This window comes from Pararhodobacter aggregans (assembly GCF_003075525.1).
Lineage (GTDB): Bacteria > Pseudomonadota > Alphaproteobacteria > Rhodobacterales > Rhodobacteraceae > Pararhodobacter > Pararhodobacter aggregans.
On the sequence record NZ_QDDR01000002.1, the window covers coordinates 430,743 to 453,306 of the forward strand.

General features: G+C 69.4%; 23 protein-coding genes. 8 read left to right on the forward strand and 15 right to left on the reverse strand.

From position 1 onward, the window contains the following. Positions 1–7 precede the first annotated feature (7 nt). The 3 genes from DDE23_RS06160 to DDE23_RS06170 all read right to left on the reverse strand — a co-directional run bounded on the left by DDE23_RS06160 (position 8) and on the right by DDE23_RS06170 (position 3,247). Positions 8–628 (reverse strand): YdeI/OmpD-associated family protein, encoded by a 621-nt coding sequence (locus DDE23_RS06160; protein ID WP_107750478.1) that lies wholly within the window; start codon positions 626–628, stop codon positions 8–10. Then, on the reverse strand, positions 628–2,502 hold the full coding sequence (gene cobT / locus DDE23_RS06165) for a cobaltochelatase subunit CobT (RefSeq protein WP_107750477.1): 1,875 nt from the start codon (positions 2,500–2,502) through the stop codon (positions 628–630). The genes DDE23_RS06160 and cobT overlap by 1 nt, the downstream gene beginning before the upstream one ends. Positions 2,503–2,641: 139 nt before the next feature. Beyond that, positions 2,642–3,247 (reverse strand): hypothetical protein, encoded by a 606-nt coding sequence (locus DDE23_RS06170; protein ID WP_107750476.1) that lies wholly within the window; start codon positions 3,245–3,247, stop codon positions 2,642–2,644. A 134-nt stretch (positions 3,248–3,381) separates the two neighbouring features. On the opposite strand from DDE23_RS06170, the gene DDE23_RS06175 reads away from it, so the two are divergent. Beyond that, a complete protein-coding gene (locus DDE23_RS06175; protein ID WP_107750475.1) occupies positions 3,382–3,969 on the forward strand; it encodes an NADPH-dependent FMN reductase in 588 nt (195 codons plus the stop codon). A gap of 55 nt (positions 3,970–4,024) precedes the next feature. Here DDE23_RS06175 and DDE23_RS06180 read toward each other — a convergent pair whose 3' ends face one another. The 4 genes from DDE23_RS06180 to DDE23_RS06195 all read right to left on the reverse strand — a co-directional run bounded on the left by DDE23_RS06180 (position 4,025) and on the right by DDE23_RS06195 (position 7,067). After that, the gene (locus DDE23_RS06180; protein ID WP_238149913.1) at positions 4,025–4,714 is read right to left on the reverse strand and encodes an aspartate/glutamate racemase family protein; all 690 of its coding nucleotides are present in this window, start codon (positions 4,712–4,714) and stop codon (positions 4,025–4,027) included. Continuing rightward, positions 4,687–5,217 (reverse strand): REP-associated tyrosine transposase, encoded by a 531-nt coding sequence (locus tag DDE23_RS06185; protein WP_107750474.1) that lies wholly within the window; start codon positions 5,215–5,217, stop codon positions 4,687–4,689. The genes DDE23_RS06180 and DDE23_RS06185 overlap by 28 nt, the downstream gene beginning before the upstream one ends. Before the next feature lie 41 nt (positions 5,218–5,258). Next, complete coding sequence (cobS, locus tag DDE23_RS06190; RefSeq protein WP_107750473.1) at positions 5,259–6,233, reverse strand: cobaltochelatase subunit CobS; 975 nt, start codon at positions 6,231–6,233, stop codon at positions 5,259–5,261. Positions 6,234–6,329: 96 nt separating this feature from the next. Continuing rightward, on the reverse strand, positions 6,330–7,067 hold the full coding sequence (locus DDE23_RS06195; protein ID WP_202863223.1) for a sulfite exporter TauE/SafE family protein: 738 nt from the start codon (positions 7,065–7,067) through the stop codon (positions 6,330–6,332). Between the two features lie 122 nt (positions 7,068–7,189). Here DDE23_RS06195 and DDE23_RS06200 point away from each other — a divergent pair, with 122 nt between their 5' ends. The 3 genes from DDE23_RS06200 (at position 7,190) to DDE23_RS06210 (ending at position 10,189) form a co-directional block, all read left to right on the forward strand. Beyond that, entirely contained in the window at positions 7,190–8,125 is a 936-nt protein-coding gene (locus DDE23_RS06200) for a M28 family metallopeptidase (RefSeq protein ID WP_107750471.1), read from the forward strand. A 93-nt stretch (positions 8,126–8,218) separates the two neighbouring features. Continuing rightward, on the forward strand, positions 8,219–9,142 hold the full coding sequence (locus DDE23_RS06205; RefSeq protein WP_107750470.1) for an AEC family transporter: 924 nt from the start codon (positions 8,219–8,221) through the stop codon (positions 9,140–9,142). A 78-nt stretch (positions 9,143–9,220) separates the two neighbouring features. After that, on the forward strand, positions 9,221–10,189 hold the full coding sequence (locus DDE23_RS06210; RefSeq protein ID WP_107750469.1) for a DUF808 domain-containing protein: 969 nt from the start codon (positions 9,221–9,223) through the stop codon (positions 10,187–10,189). Between the two features lie 140 nt (positions 10,190–10,329). Here DDE23_RS06210 and DDE23_RS06215 read toward each other — a convergent pair whose 3' ends face one another. Next, positions 10,330–10,965: a DnaJ domain-containing protein gene (locus DDE23_RS06215; RefSeq protein WP_107750468.1), complete on the reverse strand. Its 636-nt coding sequence runs from the start codon at positions 10,963–10,965 to the stop codon at positions 10,330–10,332. Between the two features lie 164 nt (positions 10,966–11,129). Beyond that, complete coding sequence (locus DDE23_RS25010; protein WP_157957979.1) at positions 11,130–11,606, reverse strand: hypothetical protein; 477 nt, start codon at positions 11,604–11,606, stop codon at positions 11,130–11,132. A gap of 240 nt (positions 11,607–11,846) precedes the next feature. Here DDE23_RS25010 and DDE23_RS25015 point away from each other — a divergent pair, with 240 nt between their 5' ends. Next, positions 11,847–12,404, forward strand: a complete 558-nt coding sequence (locus DDE23_RS25015) for a YbjN domain-containing protein (protein WP_157957980.1) — start codon at positions 11,847–11,849, stop codon at positions 12,402–12,404. Between the two features lie 47 nt (positions 12,405–12,451). Here DDE23_RS25015 and DDE23_RS06225 read toward each other — a convergent pair whose 3' ends face one another. After that, positions 12,452–13,018 (reverse strand): transglycosylase SLT domain-containing protein, encoded by a 567-nt coding sequence (locus DDE23_RS06225; RefSeq protein ID WP_107750466.1) that lies wholly within the window; start codon positions 13,016–13,018, stop codon positions 12,452–12,454. Positions 13,019–13,206: 188 nt separating this feature from the next. Between DDE23_RS06225 and gatB the strand changes: the two genes are divergently transcribed. Beyond that, entirely contained in the window at positions 13,207–14,721 is a 1,515-nt protein-coding gene (gene gatB / locus DDE23_RS06230; RefSeq protein ID WP_107750465.1) for an Asp-tRNA(Asn)/Glu-tRNA(Gln) amidotransferase subunit GatB, read from the forward strand. A gap of 184 nt (positions 14,722–14,905) precedes the next feature. On the opposite strand, the gene DDE23_RS06235 is transcribed toward gatB, so the two are convergent. Then, a complete protein-coding gene (locus tag DDE23_RS06235; RefSeq protein WP_107750464.1) occupies positions 14,906–15,466 on the reverse strand; it encodes an LOG family protein in 561 nt (186 codons plus the stop codon). A gap of 107 nt (positions 15,467–15,573) precedes the next feature. Between DDE23_RS06235 and DDE23_RS06240 the strand changes: the two genes are divergently transcribed. Together DDE23_RS06240 and DDE23_RS06245 are read left to right on the forward strand one after the other, a co-directional pair. Further along, positions 15,574–18,018, forward strand: coding sequence for a LysM peptidoglycan-binding domain-containing protein (locus tag DDE23_RS06240; protein ID WP_107750463.1), 2,445 nt, complete (start codon positions 15,574–15,576; stop codon positions 18,016–18,018). A 135-nt stretch (positions 18,019–18,153) separates the two neighbouring features. Next, on the forward strand, positions 18,154–19,998 hold the full coding sequence (locus DDE23_RS06245; protein WP_107750462.1) for an ABCB family ABC transporter ATP-binding protein/permease: 1,845 nt from the start codon (positions 18,154–18,156) through the stop codon (positions 19,996–19,998). A 101-nt stretch (positions 19,999–20,099) separates the two neighbouring features. Here the strand turns inward: DDE23_RS06245 and DDE23_RS06250 are convergent, their stop codons facing one another. The 4 genes from DDE23_RS06250 to DDE23_RS06265 form a co-directional block, all read right to left on the reverse strand. Next, entirely contained in the window at positions 20,100–20,306 is a 207-nt protein-coding gene (locus tag DDE23_RS06250; protein ID WP_107750461.1) for a YgaP family membrane protein, read from the reverse strand. Positions 20,307–20,404: 98 nt separating this feature from the next. Beyond that, on the reverse strand, positions 20,405–21,049 hold the full coding sequence (locus DDE23_RS06255; RefSeq protein WP_107750460.1) for a Crp/Fnr family transcriptional regulator: 645 nt from the start codon (positions 21,047–21,049) through the stop codon (positions 20,405–20,407). Then, entirely contained in the window at positions 21,049–21,918 is an 870-nt protein-coding gene (gene mmsB / locus DDE23_RS06260; protein ID WP_107750459.1) for a 3-hydroxyisobutyrate dehydrogenase, read from the reverse strand. The genes DDE23_RS06255 and mmsB overlap by 1 nt, the downstream gene beginning before the upstream one ends. Next, complete coding sequence (locus DDE23_RS06265; protein ID WP_107750458.1) at positions 21,915–22,562, reverse strand: glutathione S-transferase family protein; 648 nt, start codon at positions 22,560–22,562, stop codon at positions 21,915–21,917. The genes mmsB and DDE23_RS06265 overlap by 4 nt, the downstream gene beginning before the upstream one ends. Between the last annotated feature and the right edge of the window lie 2 nt (positions 22,563–22,564).

The window sequence follows — 22,564 nt, forward strand, 5'->3', positions numbered from 1 at the left end:
CCTGGGGTCAGTAGTCGTTGGCGCCCTTGCCCGCGAGGATCTTGTCGCGGTATTTGGCGATCCGTTTGCTCTGCGTGGCCTCGGTCTTGGCCGAGGCGAGCGCGATGACATAGGAGCGTTGGCGCCCGGGCGTGAGCGCGGCGAAGCCCTCGGCCAGCTCGGCATCCTCGTCCAGCGCGCGGACCAGAACCTCGGGCAGCTCCACCTCGGTGGGCGCGCGCGCGGGCTTCAACCCGGCCTCGGCCTTGGCCTTCGCCTCGGCCAGCAGCGCGGCGATGGCGGGGGCCATGGCCGCGACCTGCGCGGCATCGGTGAAACGGAGCATCGAGGGGGTCTGGCTGTTCGGACCGGGCTTTTCCAGCAGCCCCTCCGGGTCGCCCAAGAGCGCGGCATCGGGGAAGCTCAGGCGGAAATCCTCGCGGAAGGCGCCGATCAGCGCCAGATTGCGGCCCGCGTGGCGATAGCAGGGATGACCCCAGCGCACCGCCTCCTCCAGTCCCGCGTCGAGGCAGAGCCGGCGCAGCGCCAGCACCCCGTCGCGCCACAGCCGGGCCGAGCAATCGGGCGTCGCAAACCGGTCGCAGCGCCCGCAACCGTCCTCGAAGAAGGCGGCCGCCTCGGTAATCATCAGCGCCGGATCATCGAGGCCATGCCCATGACCCGGGCCCGGGCGCGGGGATCGGCGTCAAAGAGCGCGGCGAGCTGTTCGGTCATCGCCCCGGCCAGCTGCTCCACATCGGTGATGGTCACGGCGCGTTCGTAGTACCGCGTCACGTCATGGCCGATGCCGATGGCCAAAAGTTCCACCGCCTTGCGCTTTTCGATCATCGAGATCACGTCGCGCAGGTGTTTTTCCAGGAAATTCGCGGCGTTGACCGACAGTGTCGAATCGTCGACCGGCGCCCCGTCCGAGATCACCATCAGGATCTTGCGCTGCTCGCGCCGGGCCAGCATCCGGCGGTGGGCCCATTCCAGCGCCTCGCCGTCGATGTTTTCCTTGAGCAGGCCCTCTTTCATCATCAGGCCCAGATTGTCGCGCACCCGCCGCCAGGGGGCGTCGGCGCCCTTGTAGACGATGTGGCGCAGGTCGTTCAGGCGGCCGGGCGATTGCTTGCGGCCCTCGGCCAGCCATTTCTCGCGGCTCTGGCCGCCCTTCCAGGCGCGGGTGGTGAAGCCGAGGATCTCGACCTTGACCTGGCAACGTTCCAGCGTGCGGGCCAGAACATCGGCGCAGATCGCGGCGATCGAGATCGGCCGGCCGCGCATCGAGCCCGAATTGTCCAGAAGCAGCGTCACCACGGTGTCGCGGAATTCGGTGTCCTTCTCCCATTTGAAGGACAGGGGCGTCGTCGGGTTCGCCACCACGCGGGCAAGGCGGCCGGCGTCGAGGATGCCCTCTTCCTTGTCGAATTCCCAGCTGCGGTTCTGCTGCGCCTGCAAGCGGCGTTGCAGCTTGTTGGCCAGACGGCTGACCGCGCCTTTCAGGGGTTCAAGCTGCTGGTCCAGATAGGCGCGCAGCCGTTCCAGTTCGGCGGCTTCGGCCAGATCCTCGGCGCCGATTTCTTCATCGAACTGGGTGGTGAAGACGGTGTAATTCGGGTCGGCATCCGAGAAGGGCTGCGGCGCGGGCGGCTCGGGCGGAGCCTCGGCCTGCGGCATCTCGGTTTCCTCGGACATCTCGTCCTCGGCCTGATCGTCCATGACCATCTCGGTCTCGGCCGATTCCTCGCGCGGGCCGTCGTCCGATTGCTCGGTCTCGTCCTGCTGCTGGTCGTCGTCACCCTGGGAATCGGCGTTCTCGGGGGCTTCCTCGGAATTGTCCTCGGTCCCCTCCTGATCGTCGCCCATGTCGTCGGGATCGTCGCCCAGCTGGTCGCCGTAGCCCAGATCCTTGATGACCTGCCGCGCCAGTTTCGCGAAGCTCGCCTGATCGGCCAGCGCCGAATCGAGCCCCTCCAGCGTGCCGCTCGCCTGTTCCTCGAAGAAGGGGCGCCACATGTCGGCGACGGTATTCGCGCCCTTGGGCAGGGCCCGGCCCGAGGCCAATTCGCGGATCAGATAGCCCGCGGCAACGGACAGGGGCGCCTCGGCCTGGCTGCGGATCTGGGCATAGCCCTTGCGGTCGGCCTCGTGCGCGATGCGGGCGTCGATGTTCGAGGCGGTGCCGGGCATGTGCCGCGCGCCCACCGCCTCGCAGCGGGCGGTCTCCATCGCCTCGTAGAGGTCGCGCGCCATCTGGCCCTGCGGCATGTAGCGGCCGTGCACACCCTCGTCGTGGAAGCGGCGTTTCAGGGCGAAGCCATCGGCGGTGCCGCGCGCCAGCAGCACCTCGTCGCGGGTCATGCGGCGGGTCACCTGCGGCAGGCGCATCGTGTCCTTGGACATGCCGGGCGGGTCGACGGTGAAACTGACCGCCAGCTCGGCATCATCGGCCAGCGTGCGCGTGGCTTCGGTCAGGGCCTTCTTGAAGGGATCGGCGGGATTGTCGGAAGTCTTCTGCATGGCTCAGCGCCCACCGTTCAGGATATCGCCACCGCCGCCGACGCCGGGGCGCGGCGCCGCCGAAAGCAGGGCAGGGGCGGGAATGCGGTTCATGGCACAGGTAAATCACCCAAGCAGGCGAGGGGCAAGGGGGGGCGGCTCAGCGGAAGAGGTCGTCGCAGACCCGCGCCTGCCAGCCCTCGCGCAGATCGGCCAGGGGAAAGCCGCGTTCCTCGGTCCTTCCCTGGCGCCGGACCTCGGCCGCCTCCTCGCCGGGGCCGAGGGTCAGGGTATAGGCCCCGGTCAGCAGGTTGACCGAGCATTCGCCGTAATGCGACAGGTCCAGCCGGTCGTAGAAGCTGTAATCATAGCCCGCCACGACGAAACCGCCGTCGCGCCAGGCCAGCGTCAGCCATTGGTGCCAGGGGGTGCGGCCGACGCCGGTCTGCTCCGAGCGGATGGCGAAGGACGTGTCGCTGCGGGGCTCAAAAGCCGGGGCCTGACCGGCCATCGGCCCGGCAAAGACCACGCCCGGCAGGGTGAGCACCGGTTGCAGGCCCGTCACCTGATCGTTGAGCATCACTACCAGATCGGCCAGACCGTCCGGGCCGGGATAGAGCAGCGCGGCATCGAGCGCCTCGTCCCGGTTCCAGTCGCCCGAGATCGCGGCGATCGGCTGGCGGGCGCCGTCGGCCGGGGTCAGGGGATCGGCCTGCGCGGGAAGCGGCAGGGCGAGGGCGAGCAGCAGGGCGGTGCGCTGGATCATCGGCCGACAGAAGCATCCCGCCAGCCCGCTGGCAAATCACAGCTTTGCGCACAAAGCCTGTGCGGCGATGTGCCCGTGACGCGGGCGGACACAAGGGCCATGTTGCACCCAGCAGACAACAATGGAGACCCCCCATGACCCAGAAACCCCGTATCGCCGTCATCATCGGCACGACCCGCGACAGCCGCTTCGGCCATGTCCCGGCGCAATGGATCTTCGACAAGGCGCAGGAGCGCGGCGACTGGGACGTCGAGCTGGTCGACCTCAAGGATTTCGACCTGCCGCTCTTCAACGAGATGGCCTCCAACGCCTGGATGCCCTCGTCGGATCAGCGCGCGGTCGCCTGGCAGAAGAAAGTGGCCTCGTTCGACGGCTACATCTTCGTCACCGCCGAATACAACCGCTCGATCCCGGCGTCGCTGAAAAACGCGCTGGACCAGAGCTATGTCGACTGGAACCACAAGGCTTTCGGCATCGTCAGCTATGGCTCGGTCGGCGGCACCCGCGCGGCGGAACACCTGCGCACCATCGGCATCGAACTGCAGATGGCCGCGGTCCGCGCTGGCGTGCATATCGGCGGCGGCGATTTCTTCTCGGTCCACCCGCTGGGCGGCAACCCGCAGCCGATGTCGGCGATCGAAGGTTCGGTCGGCCCCTCGGCCAAGGCGATGCTGGACGATCTGGACTGGTGGACCCGCGCCACGATGGCCGCGCGCGGCTGACGCCTTTTCGGTTGGTGACGCGTGATGCGGCCCCCTTCGCGGGGGCCGTTTCAGTTCAGAGCGCGGCGCGGCCGGTCGCCAGATCCGCGAGCCGCGCGACATGCACGTCGAGCGCGTCGATCACCCGGTAGCCGGGCGTCTGGCCGTCGAAGGCGAGGTTGAGGTCGGTCCCGGCCAGCACCACCGCCTCGGCCCCCCGGTCGATGAGCTGCTGCCCGGCCTCCAGAAAGGTGGCGCGGGCCTCGGCCGAGCAGGCGCCTGCGACGGCAAGATCCTGATAGAGCTGGCCGATCTCGTCGATGCGGTCGTCGAGCGCCAGCGCCCGGGTCTTTCGGAGCTGGCCGTAGAGCCCGGTGCGCATCACCACCCTTGTGCCGAGGAGGCCTACGGATTGCAGCCCCTCGGCCGCGAAGTAATCATCGAGCGGGGCGACAGCCGAGACGAGGGGCAGGGGGCTGAGCGCGACGGTTTCCTCAAAGCAGAAATGCCCGCCAAGCGAGGTGATCGCCGCGCAATCGCAGCCCGCGGCCTTGAGCCGGTGCAGGAGTGGTGCATAGGCTTCGGCCTGTTCCTGGCGCAGATCGCTGGTGTTGGTGCGGATGAGGGTCTGGATGTCGGCCTGGACGATGGTCAGGGACAGGGGCTGGCCAGCCCGGGCAACGGCGGCGCAAAGGCGCTGGTAATAGACGATGGTGGCGGCGGGGCCGATGCCGCCGATCAGGCCGATGTGCAGGGGGCGGGGCATGAGGCGGGCTCCGTAGGATGGGCAATATTGCCCATCCTACCGCGCGGCGCGGCGAAACTGCCATAGGGCCAATCCTCGGGCCGGGTCACCAGACCGGCCAGCACCGGCGCCCTGCGGCAATCCTCCAGCGCGCGGTCGAGCGCCGCGGCATCGCGCAGGCAATGTTCCCAGTAGCGCCGCTGCCAGATGCCCCGTTCGCGCTTGCGCCGCAGGCTGTCGCGCGGGGCGAAATCACCGCTCACCGCGCGGGAAAACCGGGCCTTGATCCGCCGCCAGCGCTCGGGGAACAGCGCCGCATCCTCGGGTTCGGTCCAGATCGCGTGCAGCCGGTCGGGCAGCACCACCACAGCCTGTCGCCGCACCGGCAATTCCGCCAGCGTCCGCGCCCAGGCCTGCCGCAAGAGCGCGACCTCGGCGATCAGCAGCCCGCGCGCGGGCTCCTCCAGACAGAGCGTGAATTGATAGGTGGCGCCGTTCAGGCGCAGGCGGCGATAGGCGGTCATGCCGCCAGTCTCGCCCCCGTCCGGTTAAGAAAACGTGTGCCTCAGGCCATCGCCGCCGAGGCGGCGCTTTCGGGCAGTTCCTCGCCAAAGCAGCGCTGATAGAACTCGGCCACCGTCTGCCGTTCCAGCTCGTCGCATTTGTTCAGGAAGGTCAGCCGGAAGGCATAGCCGATGTTGCGGAAGATCCGCGCATTCTCGGCCCAGTTGATGACCGTCCGGGGCGACATCACCGTCGACAGCTGCCCCTTCATGAAGGCGGTGCGGGTCAGATCCGCGACCGTCACCATCTGGCTGATTTCCTGCCGCCCCTTCTGGGTGTTGTAATGGGGGTTCTTGGCCAGCACGATGGCGCTTTCGGCGTCATGCGACAGGTAGTTCAGCGTCGCGACCAGCGACCAGCGGTCCATCTGGGCCTGGTTGATCTGCTGCGTGCCATGGTAAAGGCCGGTGGTATCCCCCAGACCCACGGTGTTCGCCGTCGCAAACAGACGGAAGGCCGGGTGGGGGGTGATGATCTCGTTCTGATCGAGCAGCGTGAGCTTGCCGTCATGCTCCAGCACGCGCTGGATCACGAACATCACGTCGGCGCGGCCCGCGTCGTATTCGTCGAAGACGATGGCGCAGGGGTTGCGCAGCGCCCAGGGCAGGATGCCCTCGTGGAACTCGGTCACCTGCTTGCCGTCGCGCAGCTTGATCGCATCCTTGCCGATCAGGTCGATCCGGGAGATGTGGCTGTCGAGGTTGACGCGCACCGTCGGCCAGTTCAGCCGCGCCGCGACCTGTTCGATATGGGTCGATTTGCCGGTGCCGTGATAGCCCTGGATCATGACGCGGCGGTTGTAGGCAAAGCCCGCCAGGATCGCCAGCGTCGTATCGGGGTCGAATTTGTAGGTCGGGTCCAGTTCCGGCACCCGGTCCGTCGCCTCGGCGAAGGCCTTGACCTTCATGTCGGTCTCGACGCCGAACACCTCCCGGACAGAGATTTCTTCGGTCGGTTTGACAGCAGTATCGAGCATGGACGGTCGCCTTTGGTGCTTGGCGGGGCCAAAACCGCCCCGTTTCAGGGTTTGTGGATCATTCCGGCGGCCTGCGCAAGGGGGCGGGCCGGTTCCTCAGGCGCGCAGCCCCTGCACGATCAGCAGCGCGCCGCCCAGCACCACCACCGCGTCCAGAAATGCCACATGCGAGGCCGGACCCAGCCGCGACGCCAGCCGCTTGGCCAGGAATGCGCCGGGCAGGGCGGCAAGGCCAATCACCATCGCCACCCCGGCCAGCGGCCATGTCAGCGCCCCGGTGCCGGTGAAAACCGCGCTTTTCGCCAGCCCCAGCAGGAACGACACCGCGGCATCTGTGGCGATCACGCCCGGCCCGCCCAGCCCCGCGGCCAGCAGGATCGACAGCAGCAGCACGCCCGAGCCCGAGGTTCCGCCGTTCAGCAGCCCGTAGCCCGCCGCCGCCAGCGTCACGCCGCCCGGACCCAGGGCGCCATGCCGCCGCATCAGCCAGCGCCGGAGCGGCACCAGCGCCACCAGCGTGGCGCCGATCAGCACCATGACCTTGGGGCCCGACAGCAGGGAATAGAGCGCGGCGCCGACCCCCACGCCGGGCGCGGCGGCCAGCACCACCCGCAGCGCCAGCGGCCGGTCGAGCCGGGGCCACCAGGCGGCGACCCGCCCGGCATTGGTCAGCAGCGCCGACAGGCCGATCACCGGCACCACCGCCTCGGCGCCGATCAGCGGGATCAGCACCGGCGGCAGCAGGAGCCCGGTGCCATAGCCGGTGACACCCCCCAGGACCGAGGCCAGAAAGGCCACGGCGGCAATCAGCAGCGTCTGCGACAGGGTAATCATGACAGGCATCCGGGGATCATGATGGCCGCGGCTCTGCGCCCGCCCGCGGCCGCTGTCAAGGACGTGCATTGCGCGGTGTGCGGCGCGGTTCTAGCGTGATCCGGCCCCTCAGGAGGTTCCCGATGCGCCCGTCCCTGACCCGCCGCCATCTGCTGACCTGTGCCGCCGCCGCCCTCGCGCTTCCGGCCGCGGCCCAGACCGATCCCAAGCCGCCCCCGATCCCCGAGCTGCTGGCCCGGATCGAGCGTCAGCGGCTGTTCGACACCGTCACCGGGCTGGCCGCCTTTCCGACCCGCTGGACTCCCGGCCCGGATTTTCCCGCGGTCGAGGCCTGGGTGCATGAGGCCTTCAACCGCTCGGGCGGCGGCGCGCGGATCTTCACCCAGGGCTATGCCCACCGCGAGGCCGGCGCGCGGCACAACATCGTCAGCGGCGACCCGATGGATCCGCGCGGCGTGGTGCTGGTCGGCGCCCATGTCGACAGCATGTCGGAAATGCCCGCGACCTATGCGCCCGGCGCCAATGACAACGCCACCGGCGTCGCCGCGATGATCGAGGCCTGCCGGGTCCTGAGCCGGGTGCCGCTGCGCAAGGGGCTGGTCTTCGTGGCCTTTTCTGGCGAGGAGCAGGATCTCCAGGGCTCGACCGCCTGCGCCCAGATCGCTCGGCGGCAGGGCTGGCCGATCGAGCTGATGATCAACCTCGACATGCTGGGCCACCATCCCGCCCGGCCCGACGCGCCCCTCTATCTCGAGTACGACCAGGGCAACGCGGTCGCCGCCAATGACGCCCCGGCCCGCCGCTATGGCCTGATGGCCGCGCGTCTGGCCGCCGCTTTCACCACGCTGCGGACCGAGCATACCGATATCTGGGACAGCGATTACATGCCGTTCGAGGCGCAGGGCTATCCCTGCATCGGCTTCTACGACGGCGGGGCCGAGGCGCCGGAATACCATTCCACCTCGGACGTGCCCGAGGCGGTTGACCTCGACCGGCTGGAACAGGCGACGCGCCTCCTGGTCGCGACCCTCGCGGCGGTGGCGGGGCTGGGGGGCTGAAAAAGCCTGAAGGTTCCAGCAGCGGGCCGGATTGCCAAGGGCAGGGACCCCCCCTAGGGTCCGCGGCGAACCGCCTGGCCGAAAGCCCTTCCGATGTCCCTGATCCTTGCCACCCTGCCGATGCTGCTTCTGGTCCTCGCGGGCTATGTGCTGCGCGTCTCCGGCACCATTCCGCAGGCGCAATGGGCGGGCATCGACACGCTGGCCTTCCGGCTGCTGATCCCGGCGATGCTGGTCGGCGCCATCACCGAGGCCAATCTGGCCGAGGTCGCCGCCGGTCCCTTCGTGCCCGCGCTGCTGCTGGTGCTGGCGCTGATGGCGCTCGCCGCCTTCGCGCTGAAGGCGCTCTGGCCCGGGCTGCCCGACCCCAGCTTCACCACGCTCTTCCAGATCGGCACGCGCTGGAACGCCTTCATCGCCCTGACCGCCGCCCAGCAATTCGCCGGGCCCGAGGCGCTGACCTGGCTGGCGGTGGCCATGGCGGTGACCATCGTCGTCATCAACCTGGCCAATATCGCCGTGCTGGGCCTGTGGGGCCGCCCGCCCGAGGGCGCGCCGCGGGGTGCTGCGGGCATGGTCAGGGTGGTGCTGACCAACCCGCTGGTGCAGGCCTCGGTCATCGGCCTCGTGCTGAACCTCACCGGGTGGGGCCTGCCCGATTTCCTGGCGGTGACGCTGGATCTGGCCGGGCGCGCGGCGCTGAGCGTCGGGCTCCTCTGTGTCGGCGCCGGGCTCATGCCGCGCAGGCTCTTCAGCGCCTCGGCGCCGATGTGGGCCGGGCTCTTCCTCAGGCCGGTGCTGGCGCCCTCGCTGTTCCTGGCGATTGGCTGGGGCTTCGGGCTGGCGCCCGCTGCGATGCTGGCCGGCGCGCTGGTGTTCCTGGTCCCGGCCGCGGCCAATGGCTATATCGTCGCGCGGCAGATGGGCGGCGACGCGGAACTCTATGCCGCGATCCTGACCTGGCAGACGCTGCTGTGCCTGCCGCTCTTGCCGCTTCTGGCCGCGCTGGTGCTCTGAGGGCGCCTTTCGCTTGACACAGGCCCCGCCACCTTTACCTATGGTCCAAGGTTTTCAAGGCATTCCAGCAGGTTTTTCATGAGCGGACTTCTGGCGCTTCTCGACGACGTCGCAGGGATCGCCAAGGTGGCGGCGGCGCAGATCGACGATATCGCCGGACAGGCGGCCAAGGCCGGGGCCAAGGCCGCGGGCGCGGTGATCGACGATGCCGCGGTCACGCCGAAATACCTGCACGGCTTTGCCCCCGCCCGCGAATTGCCCATCGTCGGCAAGATCGCCCTCGGCTCGATCCGCAACAAGCTGCTGATCCTCCTCCCCGCGGCGCTGATCCTCTCGGCCTTCGCGCCCTGGGCGATCACGCCGCTGCTGATGCTGGGCGGCTCCTATCTGTGTTTCGAGGGGGCCGAGAAGATCTGGCACCTGTTCCGCCCGCATACGCCCCATGCCGACGGGCAGGTGCTGAACGGCGATCCCACGCATCTGGAACAGCAGAAGGTGGCGGGCGCGATCAAGACCGATTTCATCCTCTCGGCCGAGATCATGACCATCATCCTGTCGAACCTCGACGCCGATCAGGGCATCTGGGTCGAGGCCGCGGCGCTGGCCATCGCCGGGATCGGCATCACCGTCGCGGTCTATGGCGGCGTGGCGCTGATCGTGAAGGCCGATGACGTGGGCCTGTGGCTGGCGCGGGTCGGCCGCTGGTCGGGCACCCGGGCGCTGGGGCGCGGCATCGTGCGCTTCATGCCGTGGTTCATGAAGGTGCTGATGATCGTCGGCACCGCGGCGATGATCTGGGTCGGCGGCTCGATCCTGCTGCACGGGCTGGCGGAACTGGGCTGGTCAGTGCCCTATGACTGGATCCACCACCGGGCCGAGGAGGCCGCGCATCTCGTGGGTCAGGCTCAGGGCTTCGTCGCCTGGGCGGTCACGGCGTTCTTTGACGGCATCGCCGGGCTCGCCTATGGCCTGGCGCTGATCCCGGTCGCCACCTGGGTCATCAACCCGGTGCTCGGCAAACTGACTGGCGCCAAAGCCGCCCACTAAGCCTTCATCTTTGTTCTGAAAATATCCTCGGGGGTTTCCAAAGGGGGCCCGAGGGTCCCCTTTGGCGGGGGGCGCGGGGGGCTGGCCCCCCGCCCTTTCCGTCTCCGGGGGGCTGGACGCCCGGTATGACCCGGCCCCTCTCAGTCGCGGAAGCTGCGGCTTTCCTTGATCTGGTCCCAGGCCCAGACCACCTCCTGCAGGCGCTCCTCGTCGGCGCGGTTGCCGCCGTTGAGGTCGGGGTGCAGATCCTTGACCAGGCTCTTGTATTGCTTGCGGATCTCGGCCCGGCTCCAGGTGTCGCGCGCGTCGAGGATCTCCAGCGCGCGGCGCTCGGTGGCGGGCAGCTTGCGGGTGTGATGGGCGCGGGCATGGCCGGTTTCCGGCCGCCGGCGCGTCGCGTTCTCGCCCAGCACCTGATAGGGGTCGTCGATGCCGTGGCGCGACCAGTCGCGGTTCTCGCCCTTGCCGAAGGCGCTGGTCGCCCGGCCCCAGACGCGGTCGCGCTCCATGGAATCCTGCATCTCGGCCTCGGTCTGGCCCGAGAAGAAATTCCACTTCAGGTTATATTCGCGCGCGTGTTCCTTGCAGAACCACAGGTAATCGTCCAGCGCATCGGGCGAGCGCGGGGCACGGTATTGCCCGGCCTCGGTGCAGCCGGGATGCTGGCACTGGCGCGCCGATGTCTCGACGGCGCCGGACATGCCGCGCCGCCCTCGCGCCTTCTTCTTCTTGTCGGTCGAGGCGCGGATATCGAAATTGAACGGGTCGCGGGTCATGGCTCTGCTGTCTGCCTGCTGCTCGGCCTTCGGTCATGGCGGACCGGCCCGGAGCTGCCGGACATCCGGGGCCGCGAGTCGGAGGCGCAAGTCTATCGTTTTTTGCGGGGGAAAGGAAAGGGTTGCGCAGCGCACCGGCGCGCAACCCGGCGGCTGGCGGCGGATCAGCCCTGCGCGTCGTCCTCGGCCCCGCTGCCGCGGGGGCGCAGCACGGGTTCGGCGCGCGCCGAACCCTCGGCCCGCAGCATGGCGCCCGAGCGGAAGAGCGGCTCCTGCCGGCGCACCGGCGTGGCGAGGGGGGTGGCGACCGGCGCCGCGCTGACGGCGGGCGCGGCGGGTTCGGGCGCCTCCGGGACCGGTGCCGCATGGCCCTGCGCTGCGGCCAGGGCCGCACCCGCGTCGGGCCGCGTGGCACCCAGTTCACGGGCGAAGATCATCACCACCTGTTGCGAGACCCGGACCGAGCCCAACCGCGAGCGTTCCTCGCAGGGCAGGGTTTCGGTCCGGACGAAGTGCCAGCCGCCCGCCGCCTCGGCGTTGATCCGTTCGGCCAGCGTATGGGCGAAGCGGTCGGCAATGGTCTTCAGACCTTTGGATTTTGCCGCGCGCTGAGGGGCGGGGACGACCTTGTATTCGTGCATCGGGGTTTCCGGCTTTTGCGTGCCGGATCGCTCCGGCCGGCTTCCGCGCCTTTTGCGGCAATCGGCCCCGCATTGCAAGCGGCTGAGGCGGCCGCCCGCCCGGGATCGGCCGGGCCTTGCCGGTCGCCCGGGCCGAAGCCAGCCGGACCACAGGATATTTCACCCGATCAACAGGCTTTTGATTGTCAGGTGAAAAGCCGCGGTGATAGCGTCCTGAGACGTTTTCTCGGAGGGATTACCATGATTTCAGTACGCCTTTTCGCCGTCCCTGCGCTGGTCGCGCTTCTGGGGACGGGCCCGGTCCTGGCGCAGCAATCGCTGAACGGGACGATTACCGGAAATGATGTCGATCGCATCGCCGAACTTGCCCGCGCCTATGGCACGATCGAGCGGCGCGAGGACGAGGACGGCGTCTGGCTGCGCGGCGAGATGGACGGCATCGTCTACACGATTTCGTTCCTCAACTGCAACGACGCGCATCAGGACTGCACCTCGGTCCAGTTCCGCGCCTGGTGGGAATCGAACGGCGCCCATTCCATGGACCGCATGAACCAGTGGAACCGCGACCGCCGCTTCTCGGCCGCTTATCTCGACTCCAACAACAACGCCACGATCGAATGGGACGTGAACCTGGCGGGTGGGGTCACGGCGACCAATTTCGACGATTCCATCCAGTGGTGGCAGGCCGTGGTGCGCCAGTTCCGCGAGCAGGTGGTCGATCCGGGCTTTGCCGCCGCGGGCATGTCGACCACGGCGCCCAGCACGCCCTCGGCCCCGCCCGCCGCGCGCGGCAAGTGATCCGGGCCTGACGGGCCCCTAGGCCGCCGCCCTCAGCCCCGCGCCGCTCAGCTGGCGCATTGCGGCAGGGCGGCGGTGAATTCCGCGATCTCGCGGCGGTGGTCGGCATTGCGCATCGGTGGCCAGTCGGCGGCCACGCCGCCCGCGCCCTGCACCAGCACCCCGTCCCGCGCCACCGCGGCCGAGGCGATGCGCACCGCGCAGGTCAGATTGTCGGCGCCGTCGTAGAGCCCGTCCGCGCCCAGGTCGCAGCCATGATGGCGCGCCGTCGCGGGCGAGATCTGCAACAGCCCCTGATAGGCGCCGCCGCCGCCCGCCGCCCGCGGGTTCCAGGTGCTTTCGAACCGCGCGAGCCCCGAGAAGAAGGCGACATAGAAGGCCGCGCGCTGGCTGGGCGAGGCCTCGGCGTAATCGGGGCAGAAGGTCTCCACATCGGCGGGCACCGCCTCGACCATGTCCGTGCCATGGGTCAGCAGCGCCTCGATCATCGCCGTGTTCCATTCCGCCGCCTCGGGTCGGAAGTTCCAGCGCGCAGCGACCTCGGGGGTATTGTCCTCGTGCGGGGTGGCGGCGCAGGCTGCAAGCAGCGGCAGAAGAAACAGGGCGGAGCGCATCGGGGGAGCCAGGGTTGTTGACGATGTCGTTTTCCTGACTCCGTGCCGGAATTTGCGCAAGACGGAGTCTGGCGGCCTCGGCAGACATGCGCGGAAAGGCGCCGGGGCGGAAAAGCGCTTTTCCTTATCCTGCGGGCGTTCTAGAACCGCGACCAAGAACCGCGGCCCCGCCGGATAAGGATTGTGACATGCTCGATCTCAGCTTTGACGCCCCCAAACCCAAGGTCATCGCCGGTGCCAAGGGCGATTGGGAACTGGTCATTGGCATGGAAATCCACGCCCAGATCTCGACCCAGGGCAAGCTCTTCTCGGGCGCCAGCACAACCTTCGGGGCCGAGCCGAATTCGAACGTGGCCTTCGTCGATGCGGCGATGCCCGGCATGCTGCCGGTGGTGAACGAGTATTGCATCGAGCAGGCGGTGCGCACGGGCCTTGGCCTCAAGGCGGCGATCAACCTGTGGTCGGCCTTCGACCGGAAGAACTATTTCTACCCCGACAACCCGCAGGGCTATCAGATCAGCCAGCTTTACCATCCCATCGTCGGCGAGGGCGAGGTCATCGTCGAGATGGGCCCAGGCGTCGCCCGCGTGGTGCGGATCGAGCGGATCCATGTCGAGCAGGACGCGGGCAAGTCGATCCACGACATGGACCCGTCCATGTCCTTCATCGACTTCAACCGGACCGGCGTGCCGCTGATGGAGATCGTCAGCCGCCCCGACATCCGCGGGCCCGAGGAAGCGGCGGCCTATGTCGCCAAGCTGCGGCAGATCCTGCGCTATCTCGGCACCTGCGACGGCAACATGCAGAACGGCAACCTGCGGGCCGACGTGAATGTCAGCGTCTGCAAGCCCGGCCAGTACGAGAAATATCAGGCGACGCAGGATTTCAGCCATCTCGGCACGCGCTGCGAGATCAAGAACATGAACTCGATGCGCTTCATCCAGCAGGCCATCGACTATGAGGCCCGCCGCCAGATCGCCATTCTGGAGGATGGCGGCAAGGTCGATCAGGAGACCCGGCTCTACGATCCGGACAAGGGCGAGACCCGCTCCATGCGTTCGAAGGAAGAGGCGCAGGATTACCGCTATTTCCCCGATCCCGACCTGCTGCCCCTGGAGATCGAACAGGCCTGGGTCGACGGCATCGCCGCCTCGATGCCGGAACTGCCTGACGCCAAGAAGGCCCGCTTCATGGGGGATTTCGGCCTGACGGATTACGACGCCTCCGTGCTGACCGCCGATGTCGAGAACGCCGATTTCTTTGAATCGGTGGTGGCCGTGGGCGAAGACGGCAAGCTGGCCGCGAACTGGGTCATCAACGAGCTGTTCGGCCGCCTGAAGAAGGAAGGCCAGGAGATCGGCGAAAGCCCGGTCTCGCCCGCGCAACTGGGCGGGGTGATCCGGCTCATCAAGTCGGGCGACATCTCGGGCAAGATCGCCAAGGACCTGTTCGAGATCCTGTGGACCGAGGGCGGCGATCCGGCTGGAATTGTCGAGGCGCGCGGCATGAAGCAGGTGACGGATACCGGTGCCATCGAGAAGGCGGTGGACGAGATCATCGCCGCCAACCCGGCGCAGGTGGAAAAGGCCAAGGCCAATCCGAAGCTGGCCGGCTGGTTCGTGGGGCAGGTGATGAAAGCCACTGGCGGCAAGGCCAACCCGGCCGCGGTCAACGATCTGGTGACGGCGAAGCTGGGCCTCTGAGACGGGGCAGGGCGGCCGGGGCACGCTCCCGCCCGCCCACCCCGGGTGCCCCGGCCGCGGCAGCCTCGCGCCCGGCCTGACGGGCGCCGGTCCCGGCCCTCTCGCGAAACGCCGGCCCCTTCTTTGCGCCTCAAATATCCCGGGGGTCCGGGGGCTGGCCCCCGGCTTCCTGCCCGCCGCCGCCTCAGCCCGGCAGATGCGCCGCCAGCGCCACTTCCAGCATCGCCACATCCGGCACCACGGTGACCAGATCGCGCAGGAAGGCCGGCGCGAAGCCCTGGGCGATCACATGCTCGATCAAGGCCAGCAGCGGCTGCCAGAAGCCGTTCTGATCGACCAGCACGATGGGTTTGCGGTGGAGCCCGATCTGCGCCCAGGTCACCACCTCGAAGAATTCGTCCAGCGTGCCCGCGCCGCCCGGCAGCACCACGATGGCGTGGGAATTGGCGAACATGACCTTCTTGCGCTCGTGCATCGTCTCGGTGATGACCAGCGCGTCAAGCCCCGCGCGCGCCACCTCGCCCTGCATCAGATGCGTCGGGATCACGCCGAAGGTGCGCCCGCCCGCCGCCTGCGTGGCCCGTGCCGTCTCGCCCATCAAGCCGATGTCGCCCGCGCCATAGACCAGCCGCCAGCCGCGCCGGGCCAGCATCTGCCCGGTATCGCGGGCCAGCCCGACCATGGCCGGATCGCTGCCGGGACGCGAGCCACAGAAGACGCAGACCGAGGGGGGGAAGGCCGACATGGAGGGTCCTTTCGCAAGACCTTGGGGGATGAATATTGTTTTGCCCATAGATACGGGCGTTGGTACAAGGGAACAAGGGCAGAGGCCCACGGGGAGAATTAGGCAAGATGGCGCGAAACCTGGTCTGGATCCTGGGGGGCGGCACGATGGCCGCGGCGGCGGCCGTTGCGGTCTGGCTCGCAGCCGGGATGCAGGGGGACGGGGGGCTGCCCGCCGCCGGATCCGGCGCGCCCCCGGGGTCGGATCAGGCACCCGCCGTCCCGCCCCTCGCCGCCAACACGCCCCAGCCTCCGGCCGCCGCGCCGGTCGAGCCGCCGCCGGTCCAGGAGCAGGCCGCACAGGAACAACCCACGCCGCCGCGTTTCGACGTGGTCCGCGTGGCCCGCGATGGCGAGGCCCTGGTTGCGGGCTCGGCGGCGCCCGGTTCGGCGGTGACGCTCAGGGTTGACGGAACGATGGTGGCCGAGGCGGCGGCCGATGGTTCGGGCCAGTTCGTGGCGATGTTCTCGCTGGGGTCGAGCGTCGATGTGCAGGTCATGACGCTGGAAATGGCCGATGCGGCGGGCCTCGTGACGATGGGTGAGGATACCGTCGTCCTGACCCCGCGCCCCGAGCAGGTGGCGGCGCTGGAGGCACCGGAAGCACCGGAGACCGTCGCGGCATTGGCCGAGGCATCGCCCGAGGTGCCGGGTCAGGAGGTCGCGGAACAGCCGGTGGCGACCGAGGGCGACGCGCCCGCCGAGACGGCGGCGGCAGAACCCTCGTCCGAAGGCCCGGCGGGGATGCCCGGGGCGCAAGCTGCCGGAGCGGTCGCGTCCGCGGCGCCAGAGGCGGCGCCGGTCGCGGCCGAAGCCCCCGGCGCTGAGACGGGGGCCGCTGACCTGGCCTCGGCCGAAGTGCCCGACCTGCCGACCGCCTTCCTGTTGCGTGGTGACGGCGAGGTGGAGGTGCTCGACCAGGGGCCGAGCGTCATGGACAATGTGGTCATCGATTCGATCAGCTATTCCGAGGCGGGCGAGGTGCAGATCTCGGGCCGCGCCGCCGGAAGCGCGCCGACGGCGACTTTGCGCATCTATCTCGACAACCGGCCGATTGCCGTGGCGCAGGCGGAGCGGGGCGATTGGCGGCTGGATCTGCCCGCCATCGCCCCGGGCATCTACACGCTGCGCGTCGATCAGCTGACCCCTGAGGGCGGCGTGGAATCGCGCTTCGAGACCCCCTTCCAGCGCGAGGCGCCCGAGGTGATCGCCGCGGCGCGGGCCCGGGCCGCCGGGGGCGACGCGGCTGAAAGTGCCGCCGCAGCGACCCCGGAACCCTCGGCGATTGACGCGGCGACGCCCGCACCGGAACCGGCGGGACCGGAGGCTGCGACCACCAGCGCCGCAACGGAGGCGGTGACGCCGCCCAGCGACGGCCCGCCGATCGCGGCAGCCCCGGAAACCGCGGCGCCCGCGGCGGGCGCCAGCGAGACCGGGACCAGCGCGACGGATCTGGCAGGCGCGACGGGGACCGCCGGGGGAACTGGCAACGGCGACGGCGGGGCAGCGATACCCCCAGACGCCGGGGCGGATAGCGGGACGCTGGCGGGCGCCTCGGGCACCGTCGAGGGGACCGGCAACGGCAACAATACAGCCACAGCGAGCGGCGCCTCGGCGAGCGCGACGCCGCTGGCGGGCGCCTCCGGCACCGCCGAGGGGACAGGCAACGGGGAGGGCGGGGCAGCGGTGCCCGCAGGCGCCGGGGCGGTGAGCGGGACGCTGGCGGGTGCCTCGGGCAACGGCGAGGGGACCGGCAACGGCGACAATACAGCCCCAGCGAGCGGCGCCTCGGGGAGCGCGACGCCGCTGGCGGAGGCCTCCGGCACCGCCGAGGGAACCCGAAACGGGGAGGGCGGGTCGGTGGCGTCGGCGAGCGGCGAGGCGAATGACGGGACGCTGGCAAGCGGCTCGGCCTCTGTCGCGGGCACCGGCAATGGTGCCGATGCGGCCGGGGCAACCGCCAGCGAAGGCCCGGACGAAGGAACATTGGCGAGCGCCTCCGACACCGCCGGGGGAACCGGCAATGGCGACAGCGGCGCCTCCGTGAGTGCTGGCGGGGCGGCTCGGGCCGAGACCTCCGGGACGGCCGAGGCGACAGGGAATGCCGAAAGCGGCTCGGCCAGCGCCCCGGTCGCGGGTGAGGGCGCGGCCGGTGCGAGGGTTCCGGTGACCGCGCCCGGCACCGTCCCGGCGGCGGGGAACACGGGCGGGGCAAGCGCCAGCACGGCGACGGGTCAGAGCGCGGCCGCCGGGGCAAGCGCCAGCACCCAGACCGCCGAGGCGGCGGCATCGGCGCCGGTCTCGGGCAGCGCTTTCGAGGCGGCCCCCACCAGCAGCAGCGCGCCCCGGGTCGCGCTGATCACCGTGCAGCCGGGCCATACGCTCTGGCATATCTCGCGCGAGCGCTACGGGGCGGGCGAGCGCTATGTCATCATCTACCGCGCCAACCGCAGCCAGATCCGCAATCCCGACCTGATCTACCCGGGGCAGGTCTTCACCCTGCCCGAGAACTAGGCGCCCCCGCCACAGCCCCCGGGACATGTGCGGCACCCGATGCGGCAGGAAAGCCCCTGATCCGGCTGGTTTTCAGCGGACGGGGGCATTACCTCTGCCCCCTGCCGCCCCATCCGCCTGCCAGCCCGGAGCCCCATGCGCTATCGCCCCTCGAATTCCGCCTTGCCCGCCGACCCCGACCAACCCCGCGCCTCGGGCTGGGCTACCATCGCCAAGGTGGCGCCCTATCTCTGGCCTCCGGGTCAGAAGGGGCTGCGGACCCGCGTCGTGCTGGCCATGGTGGCGCTGCTCATCTCGAAGCTGATCGCCGTGGGCTCGCCCATGCTTTACAAGGGCGCGGTCGATGCGCTGGCGCCGACGCCTCTGGACGCGGGCTGGCTGGTCGGCATCGGCGCGGTCGGGCTGACCATCGCCTATGGCCTGGCGCGGCTGATGAACAACGGCTTCCAGCAATTGCGCGACGCTTTCTTTGCCGCCGTCGGGCAGCGGGCGCTCCGGCAACTGGCGCTGGAGACCTTCACCCATATCCACGCGCTGAGCCTGCGGTATCACCTGACGCGCAAGACCGGCGGCCTGAGCCGGATCATCGAGCGCGGCGTCAAGGGCGTCGATTTCCTGCTGCGGTTCCTGCTGTTCTCGATCGGGCCGCTGGTCTTGGAACTGCTGATGATCGCGGTCGTCATGCTGGTCCTCTTCGACGTCTGGTATCTGGCGGTGATCGTCGTCACCATCGCGCTTTATGTCTGGTTCACCTTTGCCGTGACCGAATGGCGGGTGAAGATCCGCCGGGTGATGAACCAGCAGGACACCGACGCCAACCAGAAGGCCATCGACAGCCTGCTGAACTTCGAAACCGTCAAGTATTTCAACGCCGAAGAGCGCGAGGCGCGGCGCTATGACGGGGCGATGGCGGGCTATGAGGCGGCGGCGCTGAAGACGCAATATTCGCTGGCGGTGCTGAATTTCGGCCAGACCGCGCTCATCACCACCGGCCTTGTGGTGGTCATGGTCATGGCGGCGGTCGGCGTGCAGAACGGCCAGCTGACGGTCGGCGATTTCGTCATGGTCAACGCCTACATGATCCAGATCACCATGCCCTTGAACTTCCTCGGCACGGTCTATCGCGAGATCCGGCAGGCGCTGGTCGATATGGGCGAGATGTTCGGCCTGCTGGGTCAGGCGCCCGACGTGACCGAGAAGCCGGGCGCGGTGCCGCTGCGACTGTCAGGCGGGCATGTGCGGCTGGACGCGGTGCGCTTCGCCTATGACCCGGAACGCGAGATCCTGAAGGGGATCACCGTCGATGTGCCGGCGGGGCAGAAGATCGCGCTGGTCGGGCGCTCGGGCAGCGGGAAATCGACCATCGGGCGGCTCTTGTTCCGCTTTTACGATGTGAGCGGCGGGCGGCTGACCATCGACGGTCAGGATATCCGCGACGTGACACTGGACAGTCTGCATGCAGCGATCGGCGTGGTGCCGCAGGATACCGTGCTCTTCAACGACACGATCTATTACAACATCGCCTATGGCAAGGACGACGCCACGCGCGAGGAAGTCGAAGCGGCAGCCCGCGCCGCCCGGATCCACGATTTCATCAGCATGCTGCCCGAGGGCTACCAGACCCAGGTCGGCGAACGGGGGCTGAAGCTGTCGGGCGGTGAGAAACAGCGGGTCGGCATTGCCCGGACGCTGCTGAAGGACCCGGCGATCCTGCTGCTGGACGAGGCGACCTCGGCGCTGGATACCCATACCGAGCGCGGCATTCAGGAGGCGCTGGCGGCGGCGGGCAGCGGGCGGACGGTCATCACCATCGCGCACCGCCTGTCCACGGTGGTCGATGCCGACCGGATCGTGGTGCTGGAAGAGGGCGTGGTGGTCGAGGAGGGCCCGCATGCCGTGCTGATGGCGCGGGGCGGGCGCTATGCCGAGATGTGGGCGCATCAGCAGGCCTCCGAGGGGCAGGCGGAAGCGGCGCAATAGTGACAGGCAGACGCCGCGCTCAGGCCCCCGCAAGGGGAGCCTTCGCGCGGCGTGTCGGGACCCCTTGGGGTCCCTCCGGGCGCCCGGTTACGGGCGTTGCGTCAGGGGCGCTTCACCGGGCAGGTCGAGAGGCCGAAGATCGAATAGAGCGGGCAGGTGCCGACAAGCCCGGTCACCAGCGGGATCACCCCCAGAAGGAAGGCCCAGCGATAGGCGGCCTCGGGGAAGACGAAATACCCGGCCAACAGTGCCAGTCCGACGATGACCCGGAGGATGCGGTCGATTGACCCTTCGTTGCGCGTGAACATGGCGGTCTCCTTTGCTGTTCGCGGTCAGGAGGATGTCTAGCGCGGCCTTCGCGAGTCGGTCTGTGACGTGGTCACGCGCGCGGGGCGGCGGGCCTGCGTCATTGCGCCTCGGCCAGACGTTTCAGCGCCGGAGGGTCGCGCAGCTCGACCCGGCCGCGGTCGGTGGCGACGAGGCCGCGTTTCGCCATCGCCTCCAGCCGGCGCGAGACCACCTCGCGGGCCGAGCCGATGCGGGCGGCGAGTTCGGCATGCGTGGCCTCGACCGCGCCGCTGCGGCCGAGGTCCAGAAGCGCCGCCGCCAGCCGGGCCTCGACCCGGGTGAAGGCGACCCGTTCCAAAAGCGCGGTCATGTCGTTCATGCGGCTGGCCAGCGCCCGGAAGACGAAGCCGCGGAAGGCCTCGGACCGTGCCATCAGCGCGTGGAACAGGGTGGCCGGGATCACCACGATCCGCGTGTCGCTGACGCAGAGCGCTTCGCCCGAATAGGGCTCGTCGCCCAGAAGGCCCAGCGTGGTCTGGATACAGCTTTGCCCGGGTTCGACGGCATAGAGCAGGATCTCGCGTCCCGAGGGGCCGGTCAGCGAGACCTCGATACGACCCGACAGGACCATGGCGAAGCCCTGCGGCGCCTCGCCCGGGCCAAAGACCCGGGCGCCGCGCGGCAGGGTCGTCACCGGCAGGGCGTCAAGCCGCGCCGCCTCCTCGGGGGCGAGGCCGGGGAGGCTGGCTGCGGCCCAGCCCATCAGCCGCGCCCGCGTTTCTCGAAACGAGGCAGCATGGCCGAGAAATCCATGCCGCGCCCGTCCTCGCGTTCCACGAATTGCTCGTAGAGGGCGGCGGCGAGCTGGCCCATCGGCGTGTCGGCATCGGCGCTGTCCGCCGCCTGCTGGCTGAGGCGCAGGTCCTTCAGCATCAGCTCCGCCGCGAACCCCGGCTTGTAGCCGTTGTCGGCGGGGGATTTGGCGCCGACGCCGGGGGCCGGGGTATAGGCGTTCATCGTCCAGCTGTAGCCAGAGGAGGTGCTCACCACATCGAACATCTTCTGCCGGTCGAGGCCCAGCTTGTCGGCCAGTGCGAAAGCCTCGCAGGTGGCGATCATGGTGACGCCGAGGATCATGTTGTTGCAGATCTTGGCGGCCTGTCCGGCGCCCGCCGCGCCGCAATGCACCGCCTTCTGGCCCATGATGTCGAAAAGGGGTTTGACCGTGGCGAAGGAAGCGTCCGAGCCGCCGACCATGAAGGTGAGCGTCCCCGCCGCCGCGCCGCCGATCCCGCCCGAAACCGGGGCGTCCAGCGCGCCCAGACCGGCGGTTTCGGCCTGTCCGGCCACCGCCTTGGCGCTGTCGACATCGACCGTCGAGCAATCGCAGAGCACCGCGCCCGGTTTCATCGCCGGGATGACCTGATCGGCGACGGCGCGCAGGATGGCGCCATTGGGCAGCATGGTGATGACCACATCGGCGCCCCGGGCGGCCTCGGCCGCGCTGGCGGCCATGCTCAGGCCCTCGGGTTTGGCCATCGTGTCGAAGCCGGTGACGGTGTGGCCCGCCGCGCTCAGATTGGCGGCCATCGGCGCGCCCATGTTGCCGAGGCCGATAAAGGCGATGTTCATGATTTTTCCTCCTCAGGTTCGGGACGCCAGCCGGTGGCCATGGCCTCGGCGGCGGAATAGGGGGCGGCGGCGAAGGGCGGCTGCGCCTCGCACCAGCGCGAATGACGCATCAGGGCCGGTCGCTCGCCCAGCCGCCGCGGCTGTTTCTCGGCGAGGTATCGGGTGGCGCAGCCCAGCGCCAGATCGGCGCGGGTCAGGCGTTCGAACAGGGGCGCGGTGGCGGCGCGGTCCTCCAGCCAGTCAAGGGCGCCGGTGATCTGGGTCTGCAACCGGGCGATGGCTTCGGGGTCGCGCAGCGCCACGGGGCGGCGGATCAGTTCGCCCATCAGCAGCACCGCCTTGTCGGCCAGCGACAGCGCCACGGCCTCGACCTGGAGGACCGGCAGCATGGCGTCGCCCGCGGGCGTGAGCGAGGTCGCGGGATGCGTTGCGTCCAGCCATTCGAGGATGGCGCGGCTGTCGGTCAGCACCGCACCCGAGGGCAGGGTCAGCACCGGCGCCTGACCCAGCGGATTGGTCGCGCGCATCGTCTCGAAATCGCGAAACACCGAGAGCGGGCGGCGCTGATAGGCGCAGCCGTGATGATGCAGCGCCACCGCCACCCGGCGCACGAAGGGCGAATCCATCAGGCCCCAGAGTATCATCG

What these genes read in the sequence shown, in the direction of transcription:
- DDE23_RS06265 (WP_107750458.1), bottom strand. Translation starts at nt 22,562, where the DNA reads ATGATACTCTGGGGCCTGATGGATTCGCCCTTCGTGCGCCGGGTGGCG.
- DDE23_RS06185 (WP_107750474.1), bottom strand. Translation starts at nt 5,217, where the DNA reads ATGACCGCCTATCGCCGCCTGCGCCTGAACGGCGCCACCTATCAATTC.
- DDE23_RS06235 (WP_107750464.1), bottom strand. Translation starts at nt 15,466, where the DNA reads ATGTCGGCCTTCCCCCCCTCGGTCTGCGTCTTCTGTGGCTCGCGTCCC.
- gatB (WP_107750465.1), top strand. Translation starts at nt 13,207, where the DNA reads ATGCTCGATCTCAGCTTTGACGCCCCCAAACCCAAGGTCATCGCCGGT.
- DDE23_RS06245 (WP_107750462.1), top strand. Translation starts at nt 18,154, where the DNA reads ATGCGCTATCGCCCCTCGAATTCCGCCTTGCCCGCCGACCCCGACCAA.
- DDE23_RS06215 (WP_107750468.1), bottom strand. Translation starts at nt 10,965, where the DNA reads ATGACCCGCGACCCGTTCAATTTCGATATCCGCGCCTCGACCGACAAG.
- DDE23_RS06255 (WP_107750460.1), bottom strand. Translation starts at nt 21,049, where the DNA reads ATGGGCTGGGCCGCAGCCAGCCTCCCCGGCCTCGCCCCCGAGGAGGCG.
- DDE23_RS06195 (WP_202863223.1), bottom strand. Translation starts at nt 7,067, where the DNA reads ATGATTACCCTGTCGCAGACGCTGCTGATTGCCGCCGTGGCCTTTCTG.
- DDE23_RS06205 (WP_107750470.1), top strand. Translation starts at nt 8,219, where the DNA reads ATGTCCCTGATCCTTGCCACCCTGCCGATGCTGCTTCTGGTCCTCGCG.
- DDE23_RS06170 (WP_107750476.1), bottom strand. Translation starts at nt 3,247, where the DNA reads ATGATCCAGCGCACCGCCCTGCTGCTCGCCCTCGCCCTGCCGCTTCCC.
- DDE23_RS06160 (WP_107750478.1), bottom strand. Translation starts at nt 628, where the DNA reads ATGATTACCGAGGCGGCCGCCTTCTTCGAGGACGGTTGCGGGCGCTGC.
- mmsB (WP_107750459.1), bottom strand. Translation starts at nt 21,918, where the DNA reads ATGAACATCGCCTTTATCGGCCTCGGCAACATGGGCGCGCCGATGGCC.
- DDE23_RS06210 (WP_107750469.1), top strand. Translation starts at nt 9,221, where the DNA reads ATGAGCGGACTTCTGGCGCTTCTCGACGACGTCGCAGGGATCGCCAAG.
- DDE23_RS06240 (WP_107750463.1), top strand. Translation starts at nt 15,574, where the DNA reads ATGGCGCGAAACCTGGTCTGGATCCTGGGGGGCGGCACGATGGCCGCG.
- cobT (WP_107750477.1), bottom strand. Translation starts at nt 2,502, where the DNA reads ATGCAGAAGACTTCCGACAATCCCGCCGATCCCTTCAAGAAGGCCCTG.
- DDE23_RS06180 (WP_238149913.1), bottom strand. Translation starts at nt 4,714, where the DNA reads ATGCCCCGCCCCCTGCACATCGGCCTGATCGGCGGCATCGGCCCCGCC.
- DDE23_RS25010 (WP_157957979.1), bottom strand. Translation starts at nt 11,606, where the DNA reads ATGCACGAATACAAGGTCGTCCCCGCCCCTCAGCGCGCGGCAAAATCC.
- cobS (WP_107750473.1), bottom strand. Translation starts at nt 6,233, where the DNA reads ATGCTCGATACTGCTGTCAAACCGACCGAAGAAATCTCTGTCCGGGAG.
- DDE23_RS25015 (WP_157957980.1), top strand. Translation starts at nt 11,847, where the DNA reads ATGATTTCAGTACGCCTTTTCGCCGTCCCTGCGCTGGTCGCGCTTCTG.
- DDE23_RS06175 (WP_107750475.1), top strand. Translation starts at nt 3,382, where the DNA reads ATGACCCAGAAACCCCGTATCGCCGTCATCATCGGCACGACCCGCGAC.
- DDE23_RS06225 (WP_107750466.1), bottom strand. Translation starts at nt 13,018, where the DNA reads ATGCGCTCCGCCCTGTTTCTTCTGCCGCTGCTTGCAGCCTGCGCCGCC.
- DDE23_RS06250 (WP_107750461.1), bottom strand. Translation starts at nt 20,306, where the DNA reads ATGTTCACGCGCAACGAAGGGTCAATCGACCGCATCCTCCGGGTCATC.
- DDE23_RS06200 (WP_107750471.1), top strand. Translation starts at nt 7,190, where the DNA reads ATGCGCCCGTCCCTGACCCGCCGCCATCTGCTGACCTGTGCCGCCGCC.